Consider the following 19,224-nt stretch of genomic DNA (forward strand, 5'->3'; position numbering starts at 1 on the left):
TCCGGCAACGGCTCTTGCCGGTTTTGGAGGGAATTTATGACTGGTTTCGATATTTTCGCGATTGCCCTTTTGCTGCTCGTCATTGTCACCCTGTTCGCCGGCGTCAAGACCGTGCCGCAGGGTTTTGACTGGACCATCGAACGGTTCGGCAAATACACCCGCACGCTGGCGCCGGGGTTGAACATCATCGTTCCCTATTTCGACCGCGTCGGCCGCAAGGTGAACATGATGGAGCAGGTGATCAACATTCCCGAGCAGGAAGTCATCACCAAGGACAACGCCACCGTGACGGTCGACGGCGTCGCGTTCTATCAGGTGTTCGACGCCGCCAAGGCCAGCTACGAAGTCTCGGACCTCAACAACGCGATCATCGTGCTGACCATGACCAACATCCGCTCGGTGATGGGCGCGATGGATCTCGATCAGGTGTTGTCGCACCGCGACGAGATCAACGAGCGGCTGCTGCGCGTGGTCGATGCCGCGGTGTCGCCATGGGGCCTCAAGGTCAACCGCATCGAGATCAAGGACATCGTGCCGCCGGCCGACCTTGTGGAAGCGATGGGCCGGCAGATGAAGGCCGAGCGCGTCAAGCGCGCCGACATTCTGCAGGCGGAGGGCCAGCGGCAGTCGGAAATCCTGCGCGCGGAAGGCGCAAAACAAGGCCAGATCCTGCAGGCCGAAGGCCGCAAGGAAGCCGCGTTCCGCGACGCCGAGGCGCGCGAACGTTCCGCGGAAGCCGAAGCCAGGGCGACCCAGATGGTGTCGGACGCGATTTCCAAGGGCGACGTTGCCGCGCTGAATTACTTTATCGCGGATAAATACATCAAGGCGTTCGGCCAATTGGCTGAATCGCCGAACCAGAAGATCCTGATGTTACCGATCGAGGCCACCAGCATTTTGGGCTCGCTCGCCGGCATCGGCGAGATCGCCAAGGCCACGTTCGGTGACGCCGCGACCGCGGCAGCAGCCGCGCGGCGTGGCTCGGTGCCGAACACCGGTCCGACGCCGCCGCCACCGCCGCCGCCACCGTTCTCGCCGCAGCGGTAGAGTTCGTTTGATGACTGGGGCACTGGCGCATGTGAGTCACCCTCTCCCGCTTGCGGGGGAGGGTGCCGAGCAAAGCGAGGCGGGTGGGGGCTCTCTCCACGAGTCGTATCGCGGAGAGAGCCCCCACCCCGACCCTCCCCCGCAAGTGCGGGAGAGGGGGCCTACCGCCGTTGCGTTGTCGAGTTCGACTTAAAAGACAGAGGTCGTGTCATGGCCGATATATTTGCTTCCCTGGGCACCTGGAACTGGCTGATCTTCGGCTTCATCCTGATGGCGCTGGAGTTGCTGGCGCCGGGTGTCTTCCTGTTCTGGCTCGGGCTTTCCTCGCTGCTGGTCGGGCTGGTGTCGTTTGCGATCAATCCGTCCTGGCAGGCGCAGCTCCTGATGTTCGCGGTGTTCGCCGCCGCCGCGGTGCCGGCATGGCGGCATTTTGCCAGGAGCGCCGGCAGTAGCAGCCAGAGCAACCCGTTCCTCAACCGGCGGACCGAAGCCATGATCGGCCGCGAGTTCACGCTGGAAAAGCCGATCGTCGGCGGCACCGGCACGGTGCGGATCGACGACACCATCTGGCGCGTCGCTGGCCCCGATGCGCCGGCCGGCAGCCGCGTCAAGGTCGTGCAAGTCGACGGTGCCAGCCTGACGGTGGCGGCGGCTTGAATCGGTCGTTCGATTCAGTCTTGCATGTGCTTGCTCCACCGCTCGGCAAAGCGGTGCAGCGGAAGGAAGGTCTCGATCAGCTCCAGGCCGAGCCCGGTCAGGCTATAGCCGTCGCCCGGCAGCAGGTCGATCAGCCCGGCCGCGCGCAACTCGGTCAATCGGGTCTGCATCACAGTCGGCGAGGCCTCGTCGCAGGCGGTACGCAGGGCGCGAGAGGTCAGCGGTCCCTCGCGCAGCTCCCACAGGATGCGCAACGTCCAGCGCCGGCCCAACAGGTCGAGCAGCGCCATGATCGGCCGGCCGGTCCGGGAACCGCGGACCGCGCGTTTCTTCATGGCAGGGCGCTGTTTCGGCATCGGAAAGCCTCTTGCGGATTGCTACATAAAGCGTAGCGTTGCTACGATTATTGTAGCACAGGATGAACCGATGCCACAGCCCGCGCCCCGCATCGCGCCGTTGCAGCCGCCTTATCCACCCGAGATTCAAGGTCAATTCGACCGCATCATGCGCGGCGCGCCGCCGCTGGCGCTGTTCCGGGTGATGGCGGGCCACGCCCGCGCCTGGGAGAAATTCCGCGCCGGCAGCCTGCTGGACCGCGGTCCCCTGAGCTTGAGGGAACGCGAGATCGTGATCGACCGCACCTGCGCGCGGACCGGTTGCGAATACGAATGGGGCGTGCATATCGCGGCGTTCGCGGAGGCCGCCCAGCTGACCGACGAACAGGTCCGCGCCACCGTGCTCGGCGATGCCAGCGCCACCTGCTGGTCGGCGGCCGAGCAGGCGCTGATCGCAGCGGTCGACGCGCTGCACGAGCGCGCCACGCTTGGCGAGGCCGAGTTCAAGGCGCTGTCAGCGCATTATGAAGATGCGAAGATACTCGAAATCATCCAGCTCTGCGGATTCTATCGCACGGTGTCATACCTGGCGAATGCGCTGGCGCTGCCGCTGGAGCAGACGGCGGCACGATTCCCGAGGTGAGCACTCGGAATCGTAGGGTGGGCAAAGCGCAGCGTGCCCACCATTCACGGCGATGATCTGGATGGATGGTGGGCACGGCGCAAGCGCGCCTTTGCCCACCCTACGAACTGACGTCATTGCGAGGGAAGCGAAGCAATCCATCGTGCAGCATAAGGAAAGAATGGATTGTTTCGTCGCTTCGCTCCCTTGCACAAACGCTTCGCGTTTGTTGCAGGCAATGACGGGGAGGGAGTTGGGATTACGCCACGCCCGCGCGGAGCAAATCATGCAGATGCACGATGCCGACGGGCTTGTTGGCGTCGGTGACGATCAGCGCGGTGATCTTCGACGAATTGAGGATCTCCAGCGCCTCGCCCGCGAGCAGGTCGCGGCCGATGGTCTTGGGATTCTTGGTCATCACCTCGTCGACAACAGCCGTCATCAGATCGGGCCGCATGTGGCGGCGCAGATCGCCGTCGGTGACGATGCCGACGATATGTCCGCGGTGATCGGTGATGCCGACGCAGCCAAAACCCTTCGACGTCATCTCGACCAGCGCGTCCGACATCTGGGTGCCGAGCGGCTTCAGCGGCACGGCGTCGCCGGCATGCATGAGGTCGCGGGTGTATTTCAAGAGCGCGCCGAGCTTGCCGCCGGGATGCAGCACGCTGAAATCGACCGAGGTGAAGCCGCGGCCTTCCAGCAGCGCGATCGCCAGCGCGTCGCCGAGCGCCAGCATCATCAGCGAGGAGGTGGTCGGCGCCAGATTATGCGGGCAGGCCTCGCGCGCCTTCGGCAGTGTCAGCGCGATGTCGGCGGCCTTGCTCAGGGTGGATTCCCGGTCCGCGGTCATCGCGATCAGGGCAATGCCAAAGCGCGTGGCATAGGTGATGAGATTCCTCATCTCCGGCTGCTCGCCGGACCATGACAGCGCCAGGATGACGTCGTCGGCGGTGATCATGCCGAGATCGCCGTGGCTGGCTTCCGCGGCATGGACGAAGAATGCCGGTGTGCCGGTGGAAGCAAATGTTGCCGCGACCTTGCGGCCGATATGGCCCGACTTGCCGAGCCCGGTCACGATCAGCCGGCCCTTGGCGTTGCCGATGCGATCGACGGCCGTCATGAACGGCGCACGGAGATCGGATTGCAGCGCTGCGGTGATGGCGGCGATGCCGCCGGCCTCGGCATCGAGCGTGCGCAGGGCCGATTCGATGGCGGCATTGGCGTGGTCGGTGCCGGTTGAATTTGCCATCAGCGGTTTCGGATTGGCCATGTCTCAAGTCCAGGGAGTGAGGGGCACAGCCCCGGACCCCTCCTTAGCATGGCCCATCCGGCGATGCGACGCGGGCGGCCGGCTCTCAACGGGTCATTAACCATAATTGTTTTAACTCCATTAACGACGTTTTCCCCGCGCGCTCGGAATGCGTCGAATAAGTAGCTGACGTTGTTGGAGTATTTTCATCGTGATGGCAGGTCCAGTAAGGGGCCGAAGCAGGCGCGCGACAATGTTCCGCGCGGCTTTGCCATGCCTTGCGCTGATCGCCCTGACCGGGACCACCGCGCAGGCCCAGACCGTCACGCCTGACCTGTTCAGCCCGACCCGCAGCAGCCAGCTGATGCCGACGGATTCGCCGTTGCGCCGGACCAGTGCCGAGGCCAACGACAAGACCGGCGATGCCGCCAACGAGGCCCGGCTTCGCGACAAGGAAAAGCCTGCGCCCTCGCGCATCGGGGCGATCCCGCGCTATGGCCTGCCCGCCGCCAGCGGCGCCTCGAGCTCCGGTTATGACTCGCTGAACCGCAAGCTTCAGAAGCCGAAATATTATCCGGGCCAAGCCAGGCCGAAGCCGGCGCCGGGACCCGGCAGCCGGCCGCCGCCGATGTCGAACACGCCGCTGCGGCTTTCGATTCCACCGTCGCAGACCGCCAACAAGGCGCCGATCCCGCCTGCGATGGCCGGCACGGTGGTGGGTCAACCCGCGCGCAAGCGGCTCAAGATCGACGACGATCCGTTCGGCGCGGTCGGCGATTATGCCGGCAGCTTCCTGATCAAATCGGCGGTCGAACTGCGCGGTGGCTACGACACCAATCCCGGCCGAACGGTCGTGCCGCGAGGCTCACCATTTTATGTCATCGCGCCGGAATTCGTCGCCTTCTCCGACTGGGAGCGACACGCGCTGGTGGCCGATCTCAAGGGCTCCTTCACCGGCTACGCCAATACCTTCCCGCCGGTGGACGGCGTGGTGTCGTCGGCGCCGACCAATGTCGATCGTCCGAATTTCAACGGCCATGTCGATGGCCGTCTCGATGTCTCGCGCGACACGCGGCTGCTTGGACAGGCCCGGCTGCTCGTCGCCACCGACAATCCGGGCAGCCCCAATATTCAAGCCGGCCTCGCCAGATTTCCCGTCTACGCGACATTCGGCGGGACCTTTGGCCTGGATCAGAATTTCAATCGGCTGCAGCTTTCCGCCGGCGCATCGGTCGACCGCACGGTCTACCAGAACTCGCAGCTGACCGACGGCACGTCGACCACCAATGACGACCGCAACTACAATCAGTTCGGCGGTGTCGGGCGTGTCAGCTACGACCTGATACCGGGCCTGAAGCCATTCGGCGAGATCGAAGGCAGTGTCCGCTCGCATGACCTGCTGGTCGATCGCAGCGGCTATCAGCGCAATTCCAGCGGCGGATCGGTGCGGGCCGGCACCACCTTCGAATTCTCGCGGATCTTGACCGGCGAACTCGCGGTCGGCTGGGCGGCGCGCACCTACGAGGATCCGCGGTTGCTGCCGCTGCAGGGACTGCTGACGTCGGCTTCGCTGGTGTGGGTCGCCACGCCGCTGACCACGGCGAAGTTCTTTGCCACCACGACGATCAACGAGACCACCGTGCCCGGCGTCTCCGGCGTGCTGACGCGTACCTACATCGCGGAGGTCGATCACGATTTCCGTCGCTGGCTGACCGGCATCGGCAAATTCACCTGGGGCACGCAGGCCTACCAGGGCGATGACCGTTTCGACCGGTTCTATTCGCTTTCCGGCGAGCTGATCTACAAGATGAACCGCAATTTGTGGGTCACCGGCACACTGCGCCGCGACTGGCTGGATTCCAATCAGCCCGGCAACAGCACCGCCGCAACGATCGTCATGCTCGGCGTGCGCCTGCAGCATTGATCACGTATGCGCTGCGGTCTCCGCTTCCCGTCGGGATCCACCTTTACCGCCAAAGCGTGTGGCGCAGTCGAGACCCATCAAGCAGGAGCGCTCTTCGTCGTGTCGGATTCATGACGCCTCCCTGCGACATACTGTCAATCCGACATTTGATCAGGGTATGGCTTGACCCGGGAGGCAACGCGGCCCAATCGTGCTCGTCTCACTGAAGGGAGATTCAATGGCTTACAGCAAACCTGGGCACCGCTCCGTTTTATCGCGTACGTTGGCCGCGTTGATTTTGACCGGCATTTACTGCTTCAGCATCATCGGCGTGTCGACGCTGCTGGTCGGAGCATCGAGCACGTCGGCGTTCGCGCGCGGCGAGGGACGTGGCGGCGGAGGCCGAGGCCGAGGTTCCAGCCGCGGCGGCCGTGGCCGCGGTCACTACCACGGTCACCGCGGGCGCGGCTATGGTTACGGCCGTGGCCGTGGGTATGGCTATGGCGGCGGCTATGGCTATGGCAGCGGTTACTCCGCCTGCTATTATGTTGCCGGCGTTCGGGTCTGTCCGTAACACCGACATTCCGCAGGACTGAGAATTGCAAGAATGGTGCAGCGTGCGCGGGCGCGCTGCACCATTTTTGTTTTCGTGTCGTTCAATTGCAGCTGGCTCCGCCTAGCGCGGCAGCGTGGTCGTCCCCATCAGATACTGGTCGATGGCACGGGCGCAGAGGCGGCCTTCGCGGATCGCCCACACGACAAGCGATTGGCCGCGGCGCATGTCGCCGGCGGAGAACACGTTCGGCACTGACGTCTGGTAGTCGGTCAGGTTGGCGCGGACGTTGCCGCGCTGATCGAGATCGACGCCGAGTGTCTTCAGCATGCCGTCATGGACCGGATGCACGAAGCCCATCGCCAGCAGCACCAGCTGCGCGTCGAGTTCGAATTCGGTGCCGGCGATCGGCTGGAATTTGTCGTTGACCTGCACGCAATGCAGCCTCTGCACCTTGCCGTCGACGCCTGAGAATTTCTGCGTCAGCACCGCAAACTCGCGCTTGGCGCCCTCGGCCTGGCTCGACGAGGTCCGCATCTTCAACGGCCAGTTCGGCCAGCTCAGGCCCTTGTCTTCGTGCTCGGGCGGCGCCTGCATGATTTCGAGTTGGGTCACGGACTTCGCACCCTGCCGGAATGAGGTGCCGATGCAGTCCGAACCGGTATCGCCGCCGCCGATCACGACCACATGCTTGCCGCCGGCGAGGATGTCCTTGACGTCTCCGAGCGGCTCGGACGAGACGCGGCGGTTTTGTTGCGGCAGGAAATCCATCGCGAAGTGGATGCCGTCGAGGTCGCGACCCGGAATCGGCAGATCGCGGCCGGCCTCGGCGCCGCCGGTCAGCGCCACCGCGTCATATTGCCGGTGCAACTCGCGCGGATCAATCGCGCCCGGTGCAGAGCCGCCGACATGGACGCCGTAATGAAAGGTCACGCCCTCGGCTTCCATCTGCGCCACGCGGCGATCGATGATGTGCTTTTCCATCTTGAAATCGGGAATGCCATAGCGCAGCAGGCCGCCGGCCTTGGCGAACTTCTCGTAGACATGGACGTCATGGCCGACGCGCGCGAGCTGCTGCGCGGCGGCAAGGCCCGCAGGTCCCGAACCGATGATCGCGACCTTCTTGCCGGTCCTGGCGGCGGCGATTTCCGGCTTCACCCAGCCATTGTCCCAGGCGCGGTCGACGATCGCGCATTCGATGGTCTTGATGGTGACCGGATTGTCGTCGATGTTGAGCGTGCAGGAGGCCTCGCACGGCGCCGGACAGATGCGGCCGGTGAACTCCGGAAAATTGTTGGTCGAATGCAGGTTGCGCGAGGCTTCCTGCCAGTTGTCCTGATAGACGAGGTCGTTGAAGTCGGGGATCTGGTTGTTGACCGGGCAGCCCGGCGTGCCCGGCTGAACCGAACCGGTGCCGTGGCAATAGGGAATGCCGCAATTCATGCACCGCGCGGCCTGGTCGCGGGTGTCTTTCTCACTCAGGGGAATGACGAATTCGCGATAGTGCTTCACGCGCTCGGCGACCGGCGTGTACTTGCGTTCGTTCCGGTCGATCTCGAGAAAACCTGTGATCTTGCCCATTAAACCCAACGTTCCTGCAACCTGCTATCCACTCGTTCCGCCGTCATCCCTGCATAACGGCTTCACCGTTATTGCTGGAGGTGCGCGCCCTTGCGCGCCTCGAAGGATGAGCAGCAAGCACCTGTTCCTGTCATCCTTCGAGGCTCGCCTAAGAGGGCTCGCACCTCAGGATGACGTCTGCCTCAGTAAGCCCCGATCGCGATTTTCGGCTCGGCGTCCGCGTGAGCCTTCAATTCCTTCAGCGCGCGGCGGTATTCCACCGGCATCACCTTGCGGAATTTCAAAATATAGCTCTTCCAGTTCGCCAGAATCTCGTCAGCCTTCTTCGAACCGGTCAGCTTGGCGTGGCGCGTGATCAGGACGTGCAGCCGCTCGACGTCGGAGTTGAGCAGGTTCTCGAACACATCGACCCTGCCATGGGCCTCGAGATCGCCGGCGTGGTGATAGGTGTTCTGGTTGATCATCTCTTCCGAGAGAACGGGCTCCAGTTCGACCATCGCCATGTTGCACAGCTTGGCGAAGTCGCCGGCCTCGTCCAGCACATAGGCGATGCCGCCCGACATGCCGGCCGCGAAGTTGCGCCCGGTCTTGCCGAGCACCACGACGATGCCGCCGGTCATGTATTCGCAGCAATGGTCGCCGGCGCCCTCGACGACCGCGATCGCGCCGGAGTTGCGTACCGCGAAGCGTTCACCGGCGATGCCGCGGAAATAGCATTCGCCTTCGATCGCGCCGTACATCACGGTGTTGCCGACGATGATGGATTCTTCCGGCACGATGCCGGAATTGCGCGGCGGCTTGACGATGATGCGTCCGCCGGACAGGCCCTTGCCGACATAGTCGTTGCCTTCGCCTTCGAGTTCGAAGGTGACGCCGCGTGCCAGCCACGCGCCGAACGCCTGGCCCGCGGTGCCCTTGAGGCTGACATGGATAGTATCGAGCGGCAGGCCGTTATGGCCGTAGATCTTGGCCAGCGTACCCGACAGCATCGCACCGGCGCTGCGGTCGGTGTTGTTGATCTCTTCCTCGATCTTGACCGGCGCGCCGCGGTCGATCGCGGCTTGCGCCTTCTCGATCAGGCGGCGGTCGAGCACGGCTTCGAGATGATGGTTCTGCTTTTCGGAATGATAGATCTTCTGGCCCGGCAGTTCCTTCTGGCGCACGAACAGCTTCGAGAAATCGAGGCCCTTGGCCTTCCAGTGCGCGACCAGCGTCGACTGGTCGAGCATCTGGGTCTGGCCGACCATCTCGTTGAAGGTGCGGTAGCCGAGTTGGGCCATGATCTCGCGGACTTCCTCGGCGACGAAGAAGAAATAGTTGATGACGTGCTCGGGCTGGCCGGTGAAGCGCTTGCGCAATACCGGATCCTGCGTCGCGACGCCGACCGGGCAGGTGTTGAGATGACACTTGCGCATCATGATGCAGCCGGCGGCAATCAGGGGGGCGGTGGCAAAGCCGAACTCGTCGGCGCCCAAAAGCGCGCCGATCACGACGTCGCGTCCGGTGCGGAAGCCGCCGTCGACCTGGACCACGATGCGGCTGCGCAGCCGCTCGCGCACCAGCGTCTGGTGGGTTTCGGCAAGGCCGATTTCCCATGGGCTGCCGGCATGCTTGATCGAGGTCAGCGGCGAGGCGCCGGTGCCGCCCTCGAAACCTGCGATGGTGACATGGTCGGCGCGCGCCTTGGCGACACCCGCGGCCACCGTGCCGACGCCGATTTCGGAAACCAGCTTGACCGAGACCTGGCCGTCCGGATTGACGTTCTTGAGGTCGTAGATCAGCTGCGCCAGATCCTCGATCGAATAGATGTCGTGATGCGGCGGCGGCGAGATCAGGCCGACGCCGGGGGTCGAATGCCGGACCCGCGCGATCACGGCGTCGACCTTGTGGCCGGGCAATTGTCCGCCTTCGCCGGGCTTGGCGCCCTGCGCCATCTTGATCTGCATCATATCGGAGTTGACGAGATATTCCGTCGTCACGCCGAAGCGGCCCGAGGCGACCTGCTTGATCGCCGAGCGCATCGAATCGCCGTTCGGCAGCGGCTTGAAGCGATCGGCCTCTTCGCCGCCTTCGCCGGTGTTGGACTTGCCGCCGATCCGGTTCATCGCGATCGCCAGCGTGGTATGCGCCTCGCGCGAGATCGAGCCAAAACTCATCGCGCCGGTGGCGAAACGCTTGACGATGTCCTTGGCGGGCTCGACCTGGTCGAGCTTGATCGGCTTGCGCTTCTCGTCCTCGGCGGTCTTGATCCGGAACAGTCCGCGCAGCGTCAGCAGCCGCTCGGATTGCTCGTTGAGGATTTTGGCGAACCCCTTGTAGCGCTCCAGCGAGTTGCCGCGCGCGGCGTGCTGCAGCATCGAGACCGATTCCGCGGTCCAGGCGTGGTCCTCGCCGCGGGTGCGGTAAGCATATTCGCCGCCGACATCGAGCGCGGTCTTGTAGACCTGCGCGTCGCCGAACGCCTCGCCGTGACGGCGGCAGGTTTCCTCGGCGATTTCGGCCAGGCCGACGCCTTCGACGCGGGTATGCGTGCCGGCGAAATACTTGGCGACAAACTCCGCCTTCAGTCCGACCGCGTCGAAAATCTGCGCGCCGCAATAGGACTGGTAGGTCGAGATGCCCATCTTGGACATCACCTTCAACAGGCCCTTGCCGATCGACTTGATGTAGCGCTTGACGATCTCGTAATCGTCGAGCGAACCCGGCAGGCGGTCCTTCATCGCGATGATGGTTTCGAACGCCAAATACGGGTTGATCGCTTCGGCGCCGTAGCCGGCCAGGCACGCAAAGTGATGCACTTCGCGCGGTTCGCCGGATTCCACCACGAGGCCGACCGAGGTGCGCAGGCCGGTGCGGATCAGATGGTGATGCACGGCGGCGCAGGCCAGCAGCGAGGGAATCGGAATCCGGTCCGAGCCGGCCATACGGTCGGACAGGATGATGATGTTGACGCCCTCGCGCACCGCGCCTTCGGCGCGCGCGCAGAGTTCGTCGAGCACCTGTTCGAGGCCCGCCGCGCCGAAGCCGGCATGGAAGGTGGTGTCGAGCGTGCGCGACTTGAAATGGCTGTCGGCGACATCGGAGATCGAGCGGATCTTTTCCAGATCCGCGTCGGTCAGAATCGGCTGGCGCACTTCCAGCCGCTTGGTCGAGGCGAGGCCCTGCAGGTCGAACAGGTTCGGCCGCGGCCCGATGATCGAGACCAGGCTCATTACCAGTTCTTCGCGGATCGGATCGATCGGCGGGTTGGTGACCTGGGCGAAGTTCTGCTTGAAGTAGGTGAACAGCGGCTTCGGCCGGTCCGACAGCGCCGAGATCGGCGTGTCGTTGCCCATCGATCCCGCGGCCTCTTCGCCGGTCGAGGCCATCGGCGTCATCAGGATGGTGACGTCTTCCTGGCTGTAGCCGAACGCCTGCTGGCGGTCGAGCAGCGGCAGGTTGGAGCGCATGCCCTTGCTGGCAGCCTCGGGCAAATCCTCGAGCTGGATCTGGGTGCGATGCAGCCAGTCGCTGTAGGGATGACTCTTGGCCAGATCAGCCTTGATCTCGTCGTCGGGAATGAGCCGGCCCTGTTCGAGGTCGACCAGCAGCATCTTGCCAGGCTGCAGCCGCCACTTGGTGATGATCTCTTCCTCGGGAATCTTGAGCACGCCCATTTCGGACGCCATCACGATGCGGTCGTCCTTGGTGACGAGATAGCGCGCCGGCCGCAGGCCGTTGCGGTCGAGCGTGGCGCCGATCTGGCGGCCGTCGGTGAAAGCGATCGCAGCGGGGCCGTCCCACGGCTCCATCATCGCGGCGTGATATTCGTAGAAGGCGCGGCGCGTCTCATCCATCAGGGGATTGCCGGCCCAGGCTTCCGGAATCATCATCATCACGGCGTGCGGCAGCGAGTAGCCACCCTGCACCAGGAATTCGAGCGCGTTGTCGAAACAGGCGGTGTCGCTCTGGCCCTCATAGGAAATCGGCCACAGCCGCGAGATGTCCTTGCCGTACAATTCGGAATGCAGCGACGCCTGGCGCGCCGCCATCCAGTTGACGTTGCCGCGCAGCGTGTTGATTTCGCCGTTGTGGGCCACCATCCGGTAAGGATGCGCCAGCGACCAGGCCGGGAAGGTGTTGGTGGAGAAGCGCTGATGCACCAGCGCCAGCGCGCTCTCGAAATCCGCCTCATGCAGATCGGGATAATACTTGCCGAGCTGGTCGGCGAGGAACATGCCCTTGTAGATCACGGTCCGGCACGACATCGAGACCGGGTAATAGCCGGCAAGCCCGCGGTCGCGGCGCTGATAGATCGCCTGCGAGATCGACTTGCGCAGGATATACAGCCGGCGCTCGAAATCATCCTCGGTCTTGGTCGCGCCGTTGCGGCCGATGAACACCTGCATGCAGGCGGGCTCGGTCGGCTTGACGGTTTCGCCGAGCGAGGAATTGTCGGTCGGCACGTCGCGCCAGCCGAGCAGCAGCAGGCCTTCTTCCTTGATCTGTTCGGCGATGATGCTCTGGATCACTTTGCGCCACGCCGTCTCCTTCGGTAGGAACAGCGCGCCGATGGCGTATTCGCCCGGCTTCGGCAGCTTGAAGCCGATCTCGGCGGCCTTGCGCGCGAAGAAGGCGTGCGGGATCTGCACCAGGATGCCGGCACCGTCGCCGGCGCGCGGGTCGGCACCGACAGCGCCACGATGTTCGAGGTTGCAAAGAATGTTGATCGCGTCATCGACGATCTGGTGCGATTTCCTCCCCTTGATGTTGGCGATGAAGCCGACGCCGCAGGAATCCTTTTCGAGGCTGGGATCGTAAAGTCCCTCGGCCGGCGGACGCCAGCTGAACTCGCGCTGCGGTTCTTCATGCGAAGGCTCTGAATGCAAATGCTCTGAATGCAAATGCGCGGCGTCTTCCGGTTTCGAGATAGCGGTCGCCGACAGCATTTCTGTCACGATGTTTTGGCGCTCGAATTCCGACCCGCTCATCTTAGTCCTCTCAATCAGGTCAAGGGCCTTAACCGTCACCGGCGCACCTTGGGCGCTTGCGGCACCCACCGGGCCACCGCTCGTCCGCCGCGAGCCGAAATTTTCTAAAGTCAGGCCAGGGCGTTCAACGTCCCCTGAGGAACGGCCTTGCCTGTTACTTGCCTGGAGCCCAAAGCCGCCAGACTTTCGTTGCAATCCCTGTGCCGGGAATGCCCCACAATTGAGACAGTGATGCTGTCCTAACTCCCGACCATGCCAAATTTTTCTGTATCACACAAGCGCGTGAAAGTCCCGGCCCGCATGGCTGATCCGTGCCTGTCGGCGTCGAAATTGGGCCGCCCGGCTTGCCGAAACAGACTGCCCCGGATTTAGGGCAAACACGCCGCGATCCGGCCCAAGGACCGCCGGATTTCACAATGAAGTTCGGTTCCGGGCGGCCGGCAAGAGAGCGAACACGCTCCGGGGCAGGGGCTAACAGGAGCGACGGATGATGAAGTTCTTCACAGGATGGGTTTTCGCGGCCGGGCTTACGCTGGCCACGACGGCCGTGCAGGCGCAGGTACCGGCGCCCTACGAGGCCGGACGCTCGCCATACTATTCGGTGTCCGATATCGGCGACCCCTATTACCCGCCGCCGCGTTATGCGCCGCCTGCGCAATACCCCGGGTTTGCGCCGCCGGCACACGACCCCGGGTTTGCGCCACGGGCGCAGTATCCCGGGCCGCGCTACGGCTACGGGCAGGCGCCGATGCTGCTGCCGCCGACCGAGGTCTACACGGTGCTGCGCGAGAGCGGGTTTTCGCCGCTCGGCATCCCGCAGCAACGCGGTCTGGTTTACACGATTTCGGTGATCGACCGCGGCGGCGACGACGGCCGCCTGATCATCGACGCGCGCACCGGCCGGATCATCCGCTTCATACCGGCGCACCGGATCGGCGATAATTTCAACGACGATCTGACCATGAATTACGGCCCTCCCGGACCGCTGCCGCCGACCCACGTCCGGGGCGCGCCGCGGCCGTCGAAGCCGGCCCCGCAGGTCGCGAGCCGCACCGTGCCGGTGCCGAAGCCGAGCCCGCTCGCCACCGCCAGGCCGGCCACTCCTGAGCCTGCGGCCAAGGCTGTGGCCGCCAGGCCGGCTGCCGTCGCGCCCGCGGCCAAGCCTGCAGCCCCGACGGAACCGGTTCAGCAGCCAACGGTTCAGCCAGCACCGGTCCAGCAAGCACCGGTTCAGCAATCAGCGGCGGCTCAGCCGAAATCGGCTGAAGCGCAAACGCCGCCGCCCGCGGCCCCGACGACAGGTGCGGTCCAGGCCCACCCCGCGCCGCCGATCGCCCCGACCCAGGACATGCCGACGATGCAGGGGCTGGAGTAGGGACAGCCGTCATTCCGGGGCGAGGCGCAGCCTCGAGCCCGGAATCCATTTCAAAGCTTGCGCCGCGGCTCAACGGATTCCCCGATGCGCAATTGCGCATCTGAGGTCTGCGCCAAGGGGCGCATCCCGGAATGACGAAGGGGGAGCGACAAAACAGCCCCGCAATTACTCCTACTCCTTGCGGCCCGCAGCCGCCAGGATCAGGTCGGCGATCTCTTTTGGATGCGACACCAGCGACAGATGGCCGGCGTTGAGTTCGACCGTGGTCGCATTCATGCGCCTGGCGAGAAACCGCTCGAGGTCGGGATTGATGGTCTGGTCCTGTCTGGAGACCGCATACCATGATGGCTTGGAGCGCCACGCGGCCACCGTGGTTCGCCCGGCAAAGAGGGAAACCGCGGTCGGCTCCTGCACCGCGTAGAGCACCTCGGCCTTTTTCGGCTCCACGCCGTTGGCGAAATATTTCAGGAACGAATCTTCCGACAATTTGGTGAAGCCGTCATGCTCGCGAATGCCGGCGCGCACCGGCCCGGCCGGGAATTTACCGGAGAGGGCGACGAAATCCTCGCCCGCATCCGGACCGCGCGCGGCGACATAGACCAGCGCCGATACTTTCGGATCGGTGCCGGTCTCGCTGATCACGGTGCCGCCCCAGGAATGCGCGACCAGCACGGTCGGCCCGTCCTGCATCGCCAGCGCGCGGCGGGTCGCGGCAACGGAATCGGCCAGCGACGTCAGCGGATTCTGCACCGCGGTGACCTTCAGGCCGGCCGCCTGCAGATAGGGAATGACTTCCGACCAGCTCGAGCCATCCGCCCACGCCCCGTGCACCAGCACCACATTGCGCGCCACCGGCGTGGCCGTCTTGGCCTGCGCCGGGAGTGTGCCAAGCGATCCCGCAAATGCCGCGACCGCAAGTGCCGTTACCAACTGAACCATCCTCATCGAACCAACTCCGTGATCTCCTTGCGAGCGTGATGCGCTGCCCTTGAGGGGAGTTTCGGCTCGGGGGCGTGCCACGTTACAGCGCTCACGGCACTGTGACGCTGCGAGCGCGCGAAAAAAACGCCCCGGTTTCCCGGGGCGTTTTGCATTCAGCCAATATCTGCTGAAAGCCTGATCGCGTCAGGCTGCGACAGCCGCGCTGTCGACGACCTTCGGGGTCGGCGAGCCGTTGCTGATCGGAATGCTGCGCGGCTTCTTGGCCTCGGGAATCTCGCGCACGAGATCGACGTGGAGCAGACCGTTCTCGAGCGAGGCGTTCTTGACCTGCACGAAATCGGCAAGCTGGAAGGCACGCTCGAAGGCACGCGCGGCGATGCCGCGGTACAGCACCTCGGATTTGTCCTGGGCGTTCTCGTTGGCTGATTTCTCGCCCTTGATCGTCAGCGTGTTTTCCTTGGCGACGATCGAAAGCTCGCCTTGCGAGAAGCCGGAGACCGCGACGCTGATGCGGTAGGCGTTCTCACCGGTGCGCTCGATGTTGTAGGGCGGATATCCCGGGCTGCCGTCCGACGCGGCCTGATCGAGCAGGCTGAAGAAGCGGTCGAAGCCGACGGTGGAACGATAAAACGGCGTGAGATCGTAGGTACGCATAGGGTAGTCCTCCATTGAGCGACTGTTTCAATTAACCCGCCCGCCATCGGGCCGGGCTTTCATCGATGTGCAGCCTTGTGTCTTGAACCCAGAACGCAGTGCGTTTCGATTCCGAAACACTGGTAGCGGCCTGCACAGAAGTGATATGGGAGGGGCTGAACATCGTTCAAGAGGGGCCAAAACAGGTCCCTTTTTTGCTACCCCCGCCTTGATTTTCAGTCCCCTTCACCTAGCCGGTTCCCCCCATGACGCTGGTCTCGATCCCCGCCAATCCGGTCCCGGAGGATGTCGTCAGCGGCACCATCAAGACGCCTGACGGCGCCGAATTGCGCTTTGCGCGCTGGGCGCCGCCGGCGGGCCGCAAGGGCACGGTCTGCGTCTTCACCGGCCGTAGCGAGCAGATCGAAAAATATTTCGAGACGGTGCGCGATCTGCGCGATCGCGGCTTTGCGGTGGCGATGATCGACTGGCGCGGCCAGGGTCATTCCTCGCGGCGCCTGCGCGATCCACGCAAGGGCTATGTCCGTGATTTCTCCGATTTCGAAATCGATGTCGAAACCTTCGTGCAGCAGGTGGTGCTGCCGGATTGCCCGCCGCCCTATTTCGCGCTGGCGCATTCGATGGGCGGCGCCGTCCTGCTGCGGGTCGCGCATGCCGGCAAGCGCTGGTTCGACCGCATGGTGCTGTCGGCGCCGATGATCGATCTGCCGGGACACCGGACCTCCTTTGCGGCACGCGCAATGTTGCGGGTGCTGCGGCTCGCGGGGCAGGGCGGCCGTTACGTGCCGGGCGGCAGCGACGCGCTGACCGGCACCGAGTCCTTCATCAACAATCCCTTCACCAGCGATCCGGTGCGCTTTGCCCGCAACGCCGCGATCCTGGAGGAAGATCCGACGCTTGGCATCGGCTCGCCGACGGTCGCCTGGGCCGACACGGCGTTTCGCGCGATGCACGGCTTTCGGGCCTCGAACTACCCGTCCGAAATCCGCCAGCCGATCCTGATGCTGGCCGCCAGCAACGACAGCATCGTCTCGACCGCGGCGATCGAGGAATTCGCCTATCATCTGCGCGCCGGTTCGCACCTGGTGATTGCCGGATCCAAGCACGAGATCCTGCAGGAGCAGGACCGCTACCGCAGCCAATTCTGGGCCGCATTCGACGCCTTCGTGCCGGGCACGCCGCTGTTCAAGTAACAGCGTTTTCGAGCGAAAGCCTGCCTCCGCGCTCGATTACCAATCGTGGTATGAAAGGCTCAAATCTCGGTCATGACCGTCTAGCTCGCTCGGAGGAATCATGCTGGCGATCGGGGAGGCAGTTTCATGCGCCTGTTGATCCTAGGCGGGAGCCAGTTCCTTGGGCGCGCGATTGCTGCGCATGCTTGCGCTGCCGGTCATGACGTGACGTGCGCTGCACGGGGGCTCGCGGGTCCGATTGCGTCCGGCGCCAGCTTTGTTGCCATCGACCGCGACGTTTCAAATGGTCTTGAGCCACTTGCGCGCCTGGCGTTCGATGCTGTCGTGGATGTATCGCGTCATCCGGGCCAGGTGCGCCGCGCGGTCGCCGCGCTCAAGCGGCAGGCCGGGCATTGGACCTTCGTCTCGACAGTGAGCGTTTATGCGGACAATCGCACTCCCGGGCAGCGGGCGGACACGGCCCCATTGCGGGCGCCCACCGCCCCGGAGGTCGAACATAGCAGTGACGAAACCTATGGTGCTGCCAAAGTCGCGTGCGAGCAGGCCGTGGGTGAAGACGCTTTCATTTGCAGGGCGGGTCTTATTGTCGGTCCGGAGGATCCGACGGGTCGCTTCACTTATTGGCCAGCGCGGCTTGCCCGGGGAGGCGAAGTGCTGGCGCCCGGAAGTCCGGAGGATGCCGTTCAGTTCATTGACGTGCGCGACCTCGCCCAATGGATCGTTCATGCCGCGCAAGCCCGCCTGACTGGTATCTATGACGGAATTGGGCCAACGCGCAGCCGCGGCGAGTTGCTGGCCGAGTGCGCGGCGGCGCTGGATTCATCCTGTACGTTTACATGGGTCAATCGTGCCTTCCTGGAGGAGCACGACGTCAAGCGTTGGGCAGGCCCTCGATCGTTGCCGTTGTGGCTGCCTTTGCCGGACTTTGCTGGCTTTGCCACCCGCGACACGACGCCGGCGCGCAATGCCGGCCTCAACTTGCGGGCTCTTTCAGAGACCGCGCGTGACACGCTTGGCTGGTTGCGTACGACCAACGGTCCCGTCGTCGGTTTAACCGTCGATGAAGAAAAGGAAGTGCTTGCCGCATGGCATGCGAGGGGCCGGCATCCTGCCGGCCAATGACGACATGATCAATCTGTGTGACTGCACGGCCTAAATCGCGATGAAGTTAAGTAGAATCGGTGGGGCCGCAGATTCGCTGTACCTCTCCCGCTTGCGGGGGAGGTCGCCACGCTCGAAGAGCGCGGCGGGTGGGGGCTCTCTACACACGATGACTCGCGGGGACACCCCCACCCCAGCCCTCCCCCGCAAGCGGGAGAGGGAGCGCACCTGCTTCGCGGCTCGCAATCAGACCTAAACTTATCACGCTTTAGCTACGTGGCGCGGGCAGCCGGTCGGTGATGCGGCTGGGAAACTTGCAGTCGACAAACAAAGTGCGGACTTCGGCGACGCTGAGATAGCGCGCCTCGCCCTCGCCCTTGCCGAGAATGTCGAGCAGGACCGGCCATTCGCCCTTCATCATGATCGGATAGGTCCAGCGCGCCGCGTCGCCGGCGCGCTTCAAATTATCCGCCATGTAGGCCTCGATCTGCCTGGCGTTCAGTCCAGGCTCGGTGCCGCCATCGGGATTGGGGTATTCCTGGCCGAAACTCGCAAAACGGTCGATCTGCTCTTGATGTACATGACCTTCGGCGTCGAGGATGCGTGAGCCGGCGCCGTGCTTGTCGAGCGGGCCGTTGCGCAATTCGTCGAGCACCGCGCCGGACGTCGCGCTCCTCAAGGGGTGGCCGTTCGCGATCATCGCAATGCCGTAGGTGAGCACCTTCGCCCGGATCAAACCCATTCCGGTTTTGCCGGTCGCCAGCCCGATGTCTTCGGTCAGCGTGCCGAGCGGCACGATGTGGCCATCGACATAACCGTTCGCGACCAGTGCGCGCAGGAACGGGCAGGGATTATTCGGCGAGACGGCGATCTGCGCAGGCGGTGCTTGGTCTGGCATGGATCCAAATCCTAAATGGCAGCGAGTATGAAAAAGGCAATCGCCCTTTGTCTGAAGGGGAGCGGATTCGAAAAGTGAATCCGTCGGTGGCACACTACTTCAGGATGCGTCGAGTTTTCGCCGGATTCGAAGCCGTGTCAA

At 64.2% G+C, this 19,224-nt stretch carries 14 protein-coding genes and 1 pseudogene; 8 read left to right on the forward strand and 7 right to left on the reverse strand.

The annotated features are described in order from the left end of the window. Positions 1-36: 36 nt before the first annotated feature. Positions 37-1,047, forward strand: coding sequence for an SPFH domain-containing protein (locus ACSQ84_RS16960; protein ID WP_436212823.1), 1,011 nt, complete (start codon positions 37-39; stop codon positions 1,045-1,047). Positions 1,048-1,257: 210 nt separating this feature from the next. Further along, complete coding sequence (locus ACSQ84_RS16965) at positions 1,258-1,704, forward strand: NfeD family protein (RefSeq protein WP_436212824.1); 447 nt, start codon at positions 1,258-1,260, stop codon at positions 1,702-1,704. Between the two features lie 14 nt (positions 1,705-1,718). Here the strand turns inward: ACSQ84_RS16965 and ACSQ84_RS16970 are convergent, their stop codons facing one another. Then, positions 1,719-2,060: a winged helix-turn-helix transcriptional regulator gene (locus ACSQ84_RS16970; RefSeq protein WP_436212825.1), complete on the reverse strand. Its 342-nt coding sequence runs from the start codon at positions 2,058-2,060 to the stop codon at positions 1,719-1,721. Positions 2,061-2,130: 70 nt separating this feature from the next. Between ACSQ84_RS16970 and ACSQ84_RS16975 the strand changes: the two genes are divergently transcribed. Beyond that, positions 2,131-2,682, forward strand: a complete 552-nt coding sequence (locus ACSQ84_RS16975) for a carboxymuconolactone decarboxylase family protein (RefSeq protein ID WP_436212826.1) — start codon at positions 2,131-2,133, stop codon at positions 2,680-2,682. Between the two features lie 238 nt (positions 2,683-2,920). On the opposite strand, the gene ACSQ84_RS16980 is transcribed toward ACSQ84_RS16975, so the two are convergent. Continuing rightward, positions 2,921-3,934: a KpsF/GutQ family sugar-phosphate isomerase gene (locus tag ACSQ84_RS16980; RefSeq protein WP_436212827.1), complete on the reverse strand. Its 1,014-nt coding sequence runs from the start codon at positions 3,932-3,934 to the stop codon at positions 2,921-2,923. Positions 3,935-4,166: 232 nt separating this feature from the next. On the opposite strand from ACSQ84_RS16980, the gene ACSQ84_RS16985 reads away from it, so the two are divergent. After that, positions 4,167-5,837: an outer membrane beta-barrel protein gene (locus tag ACSQ84_RS16985; RefSeq protein ID WP_436212828.1), complete on the forward strand. Its 1,671-nt coding sequence runs from the start codon at positions 4,167-4,169 to the stop codon at positions 5,835-5,837. 217 nt (positions 5,838-6,054) lie between these two features. Continuing rightward, positions 6,055-6,390: a hypothetical protein gene (locus ACSQ84_RS16990; protein ID WP_436212829.1), complete on the forward strand. Its 336-nt coding sequence runs from the start codon at positions 6,055-6,057 to the stop codon at positions 6,388-6,390. A gap of 102 nt (positions 6,391-6,492) precedes the next feature. Here ACSQ84_RS16990 and ACSQ84_RS16995 read toward each other — a convergent pair whose 3' ends face one another. Next, the gene (locus ACSQ84_RS16995; protein WP_436212830.1) at positions 6,493-7,950 is read right to left on the reverse strand and encodes a glutamate synthase subunit beta; all 1,458 of its coding nucleotides are present in this window, start codon (positions 7,948-7,950) and stop codon (positions 6,493-6,495) included. A 182-nt stretch (positions 7,951-8,132) separates the two neighbouring features. Next, positions 8,133-12,920, reverse strand: a complete 4,788-nt coding sequence (gene gltB / locus ACSQ84_RS17000; RefSeq protein WP_436212831.1) for a glutamate synthase large subunit — start codon at positions 12,918-12,920, stop codon at positions 8,133-8,135. 490 nt (positions 12,921-13,410) lie between these two features. On the opposite strand from gltB, the gene ACSQ84_RS17005 reads away from it, so the two are divergent. Then, the gene (locus ACSQ84_RS17005) at positions 13,411-14,295 is read left to right on the forward strand and encodes a hypothetical protein (protein ID WP_436212832.1); all 885 of its coding nucleotides are present in this window, start codon (positions 13,411-13,413) and stop codon (positions 14,293-14,295) included. 171 nt (positions 14,296-14,466) lie between these two features. Here the strand turns inward: ACSQ84_RS17005 and ACSQ84_RS17010 are convergent, their stop codons facing one another. Beyond that, positions 14,467-15,240, reverse strand: a complete 774-nt coding sequence (locus tag ACSQ84_RS17010; RefSeq protein ID WP_436212833.1) for an alpha/beta fold hydrolase — start codon at positions 15,238-15,240, stop codon at positions 14,467-14,469. Positions 15,241-15,420: 180 nt separating this feature from the next. Continuing rightward, positions 15,421-15,891 (reverse strand): Hsp20 family protein, encoded by a 471-nt coding sequence (locus tag ACSQ84_RS17015; RefSeq protein ID WP_436212834.1) that lies wholly within the window; start codon positions 15,889-15,891, stop codon positions 15,421-15,423. A gap of 245 nt (positions 15,892-16,136) precedes the next feature. Between ACSQ84_RS17015 and ACSQ84_RS17020 the strand changes: the two genes are divergently transcribed. Both ACSQ84_RS17020 and ACSQ84_RS17025 read left to right on the forward strand, forming a co-directional pair. Further along, positions 16,137-17,084, forward strand: coding sequence for an alpha/beta fold hydrolase (locus ACSQ84_RS17020; RefSeq protein ID WP_436212835.1), 948 nt, complete (start codon positions 16,137-16,139; stop codon positions 17,082-17,084). Between the two features lie 126 nt (positions 17,085-17,210). After that, positions 17,211-18,206: an NAD-dependent epimerase/dehydratase family protein gene (locus ACSQ84_RS17025; protein WP_436212836.1), complete on the forward strand. Its 996-nt coding sequence runs from the start codon at positions 17,211-17,213 to the stop codon at positions 18,204-18,206. A gap of 259 nt (positions 18,207-18,465) precedes the next feature. Here ACSQ84_RS17025 and ACSQ84_RS17030 read toward each other — a convergent pair. After that, positions 18,466-19,083 (reverse strand): annotated as a pseudogene (locus ACSQ84_RS17030) (di-heme-cytochrome C peroxidase); the annotation flags it as partial. Between the last annotated feature and the right edge of the window lie 141 nt (positions 19,084-19,224).

Origin of the sequence: Bradyrhizobium sp. LjRoot220 (assembly GCF_964252915.1) — a bacterium.
Lineage (GTDB): Bacteria > Pseudomonadota > Alphaproteobacteria > Rhizobiales > Xanthobacteraceae > Bradyrhizobium.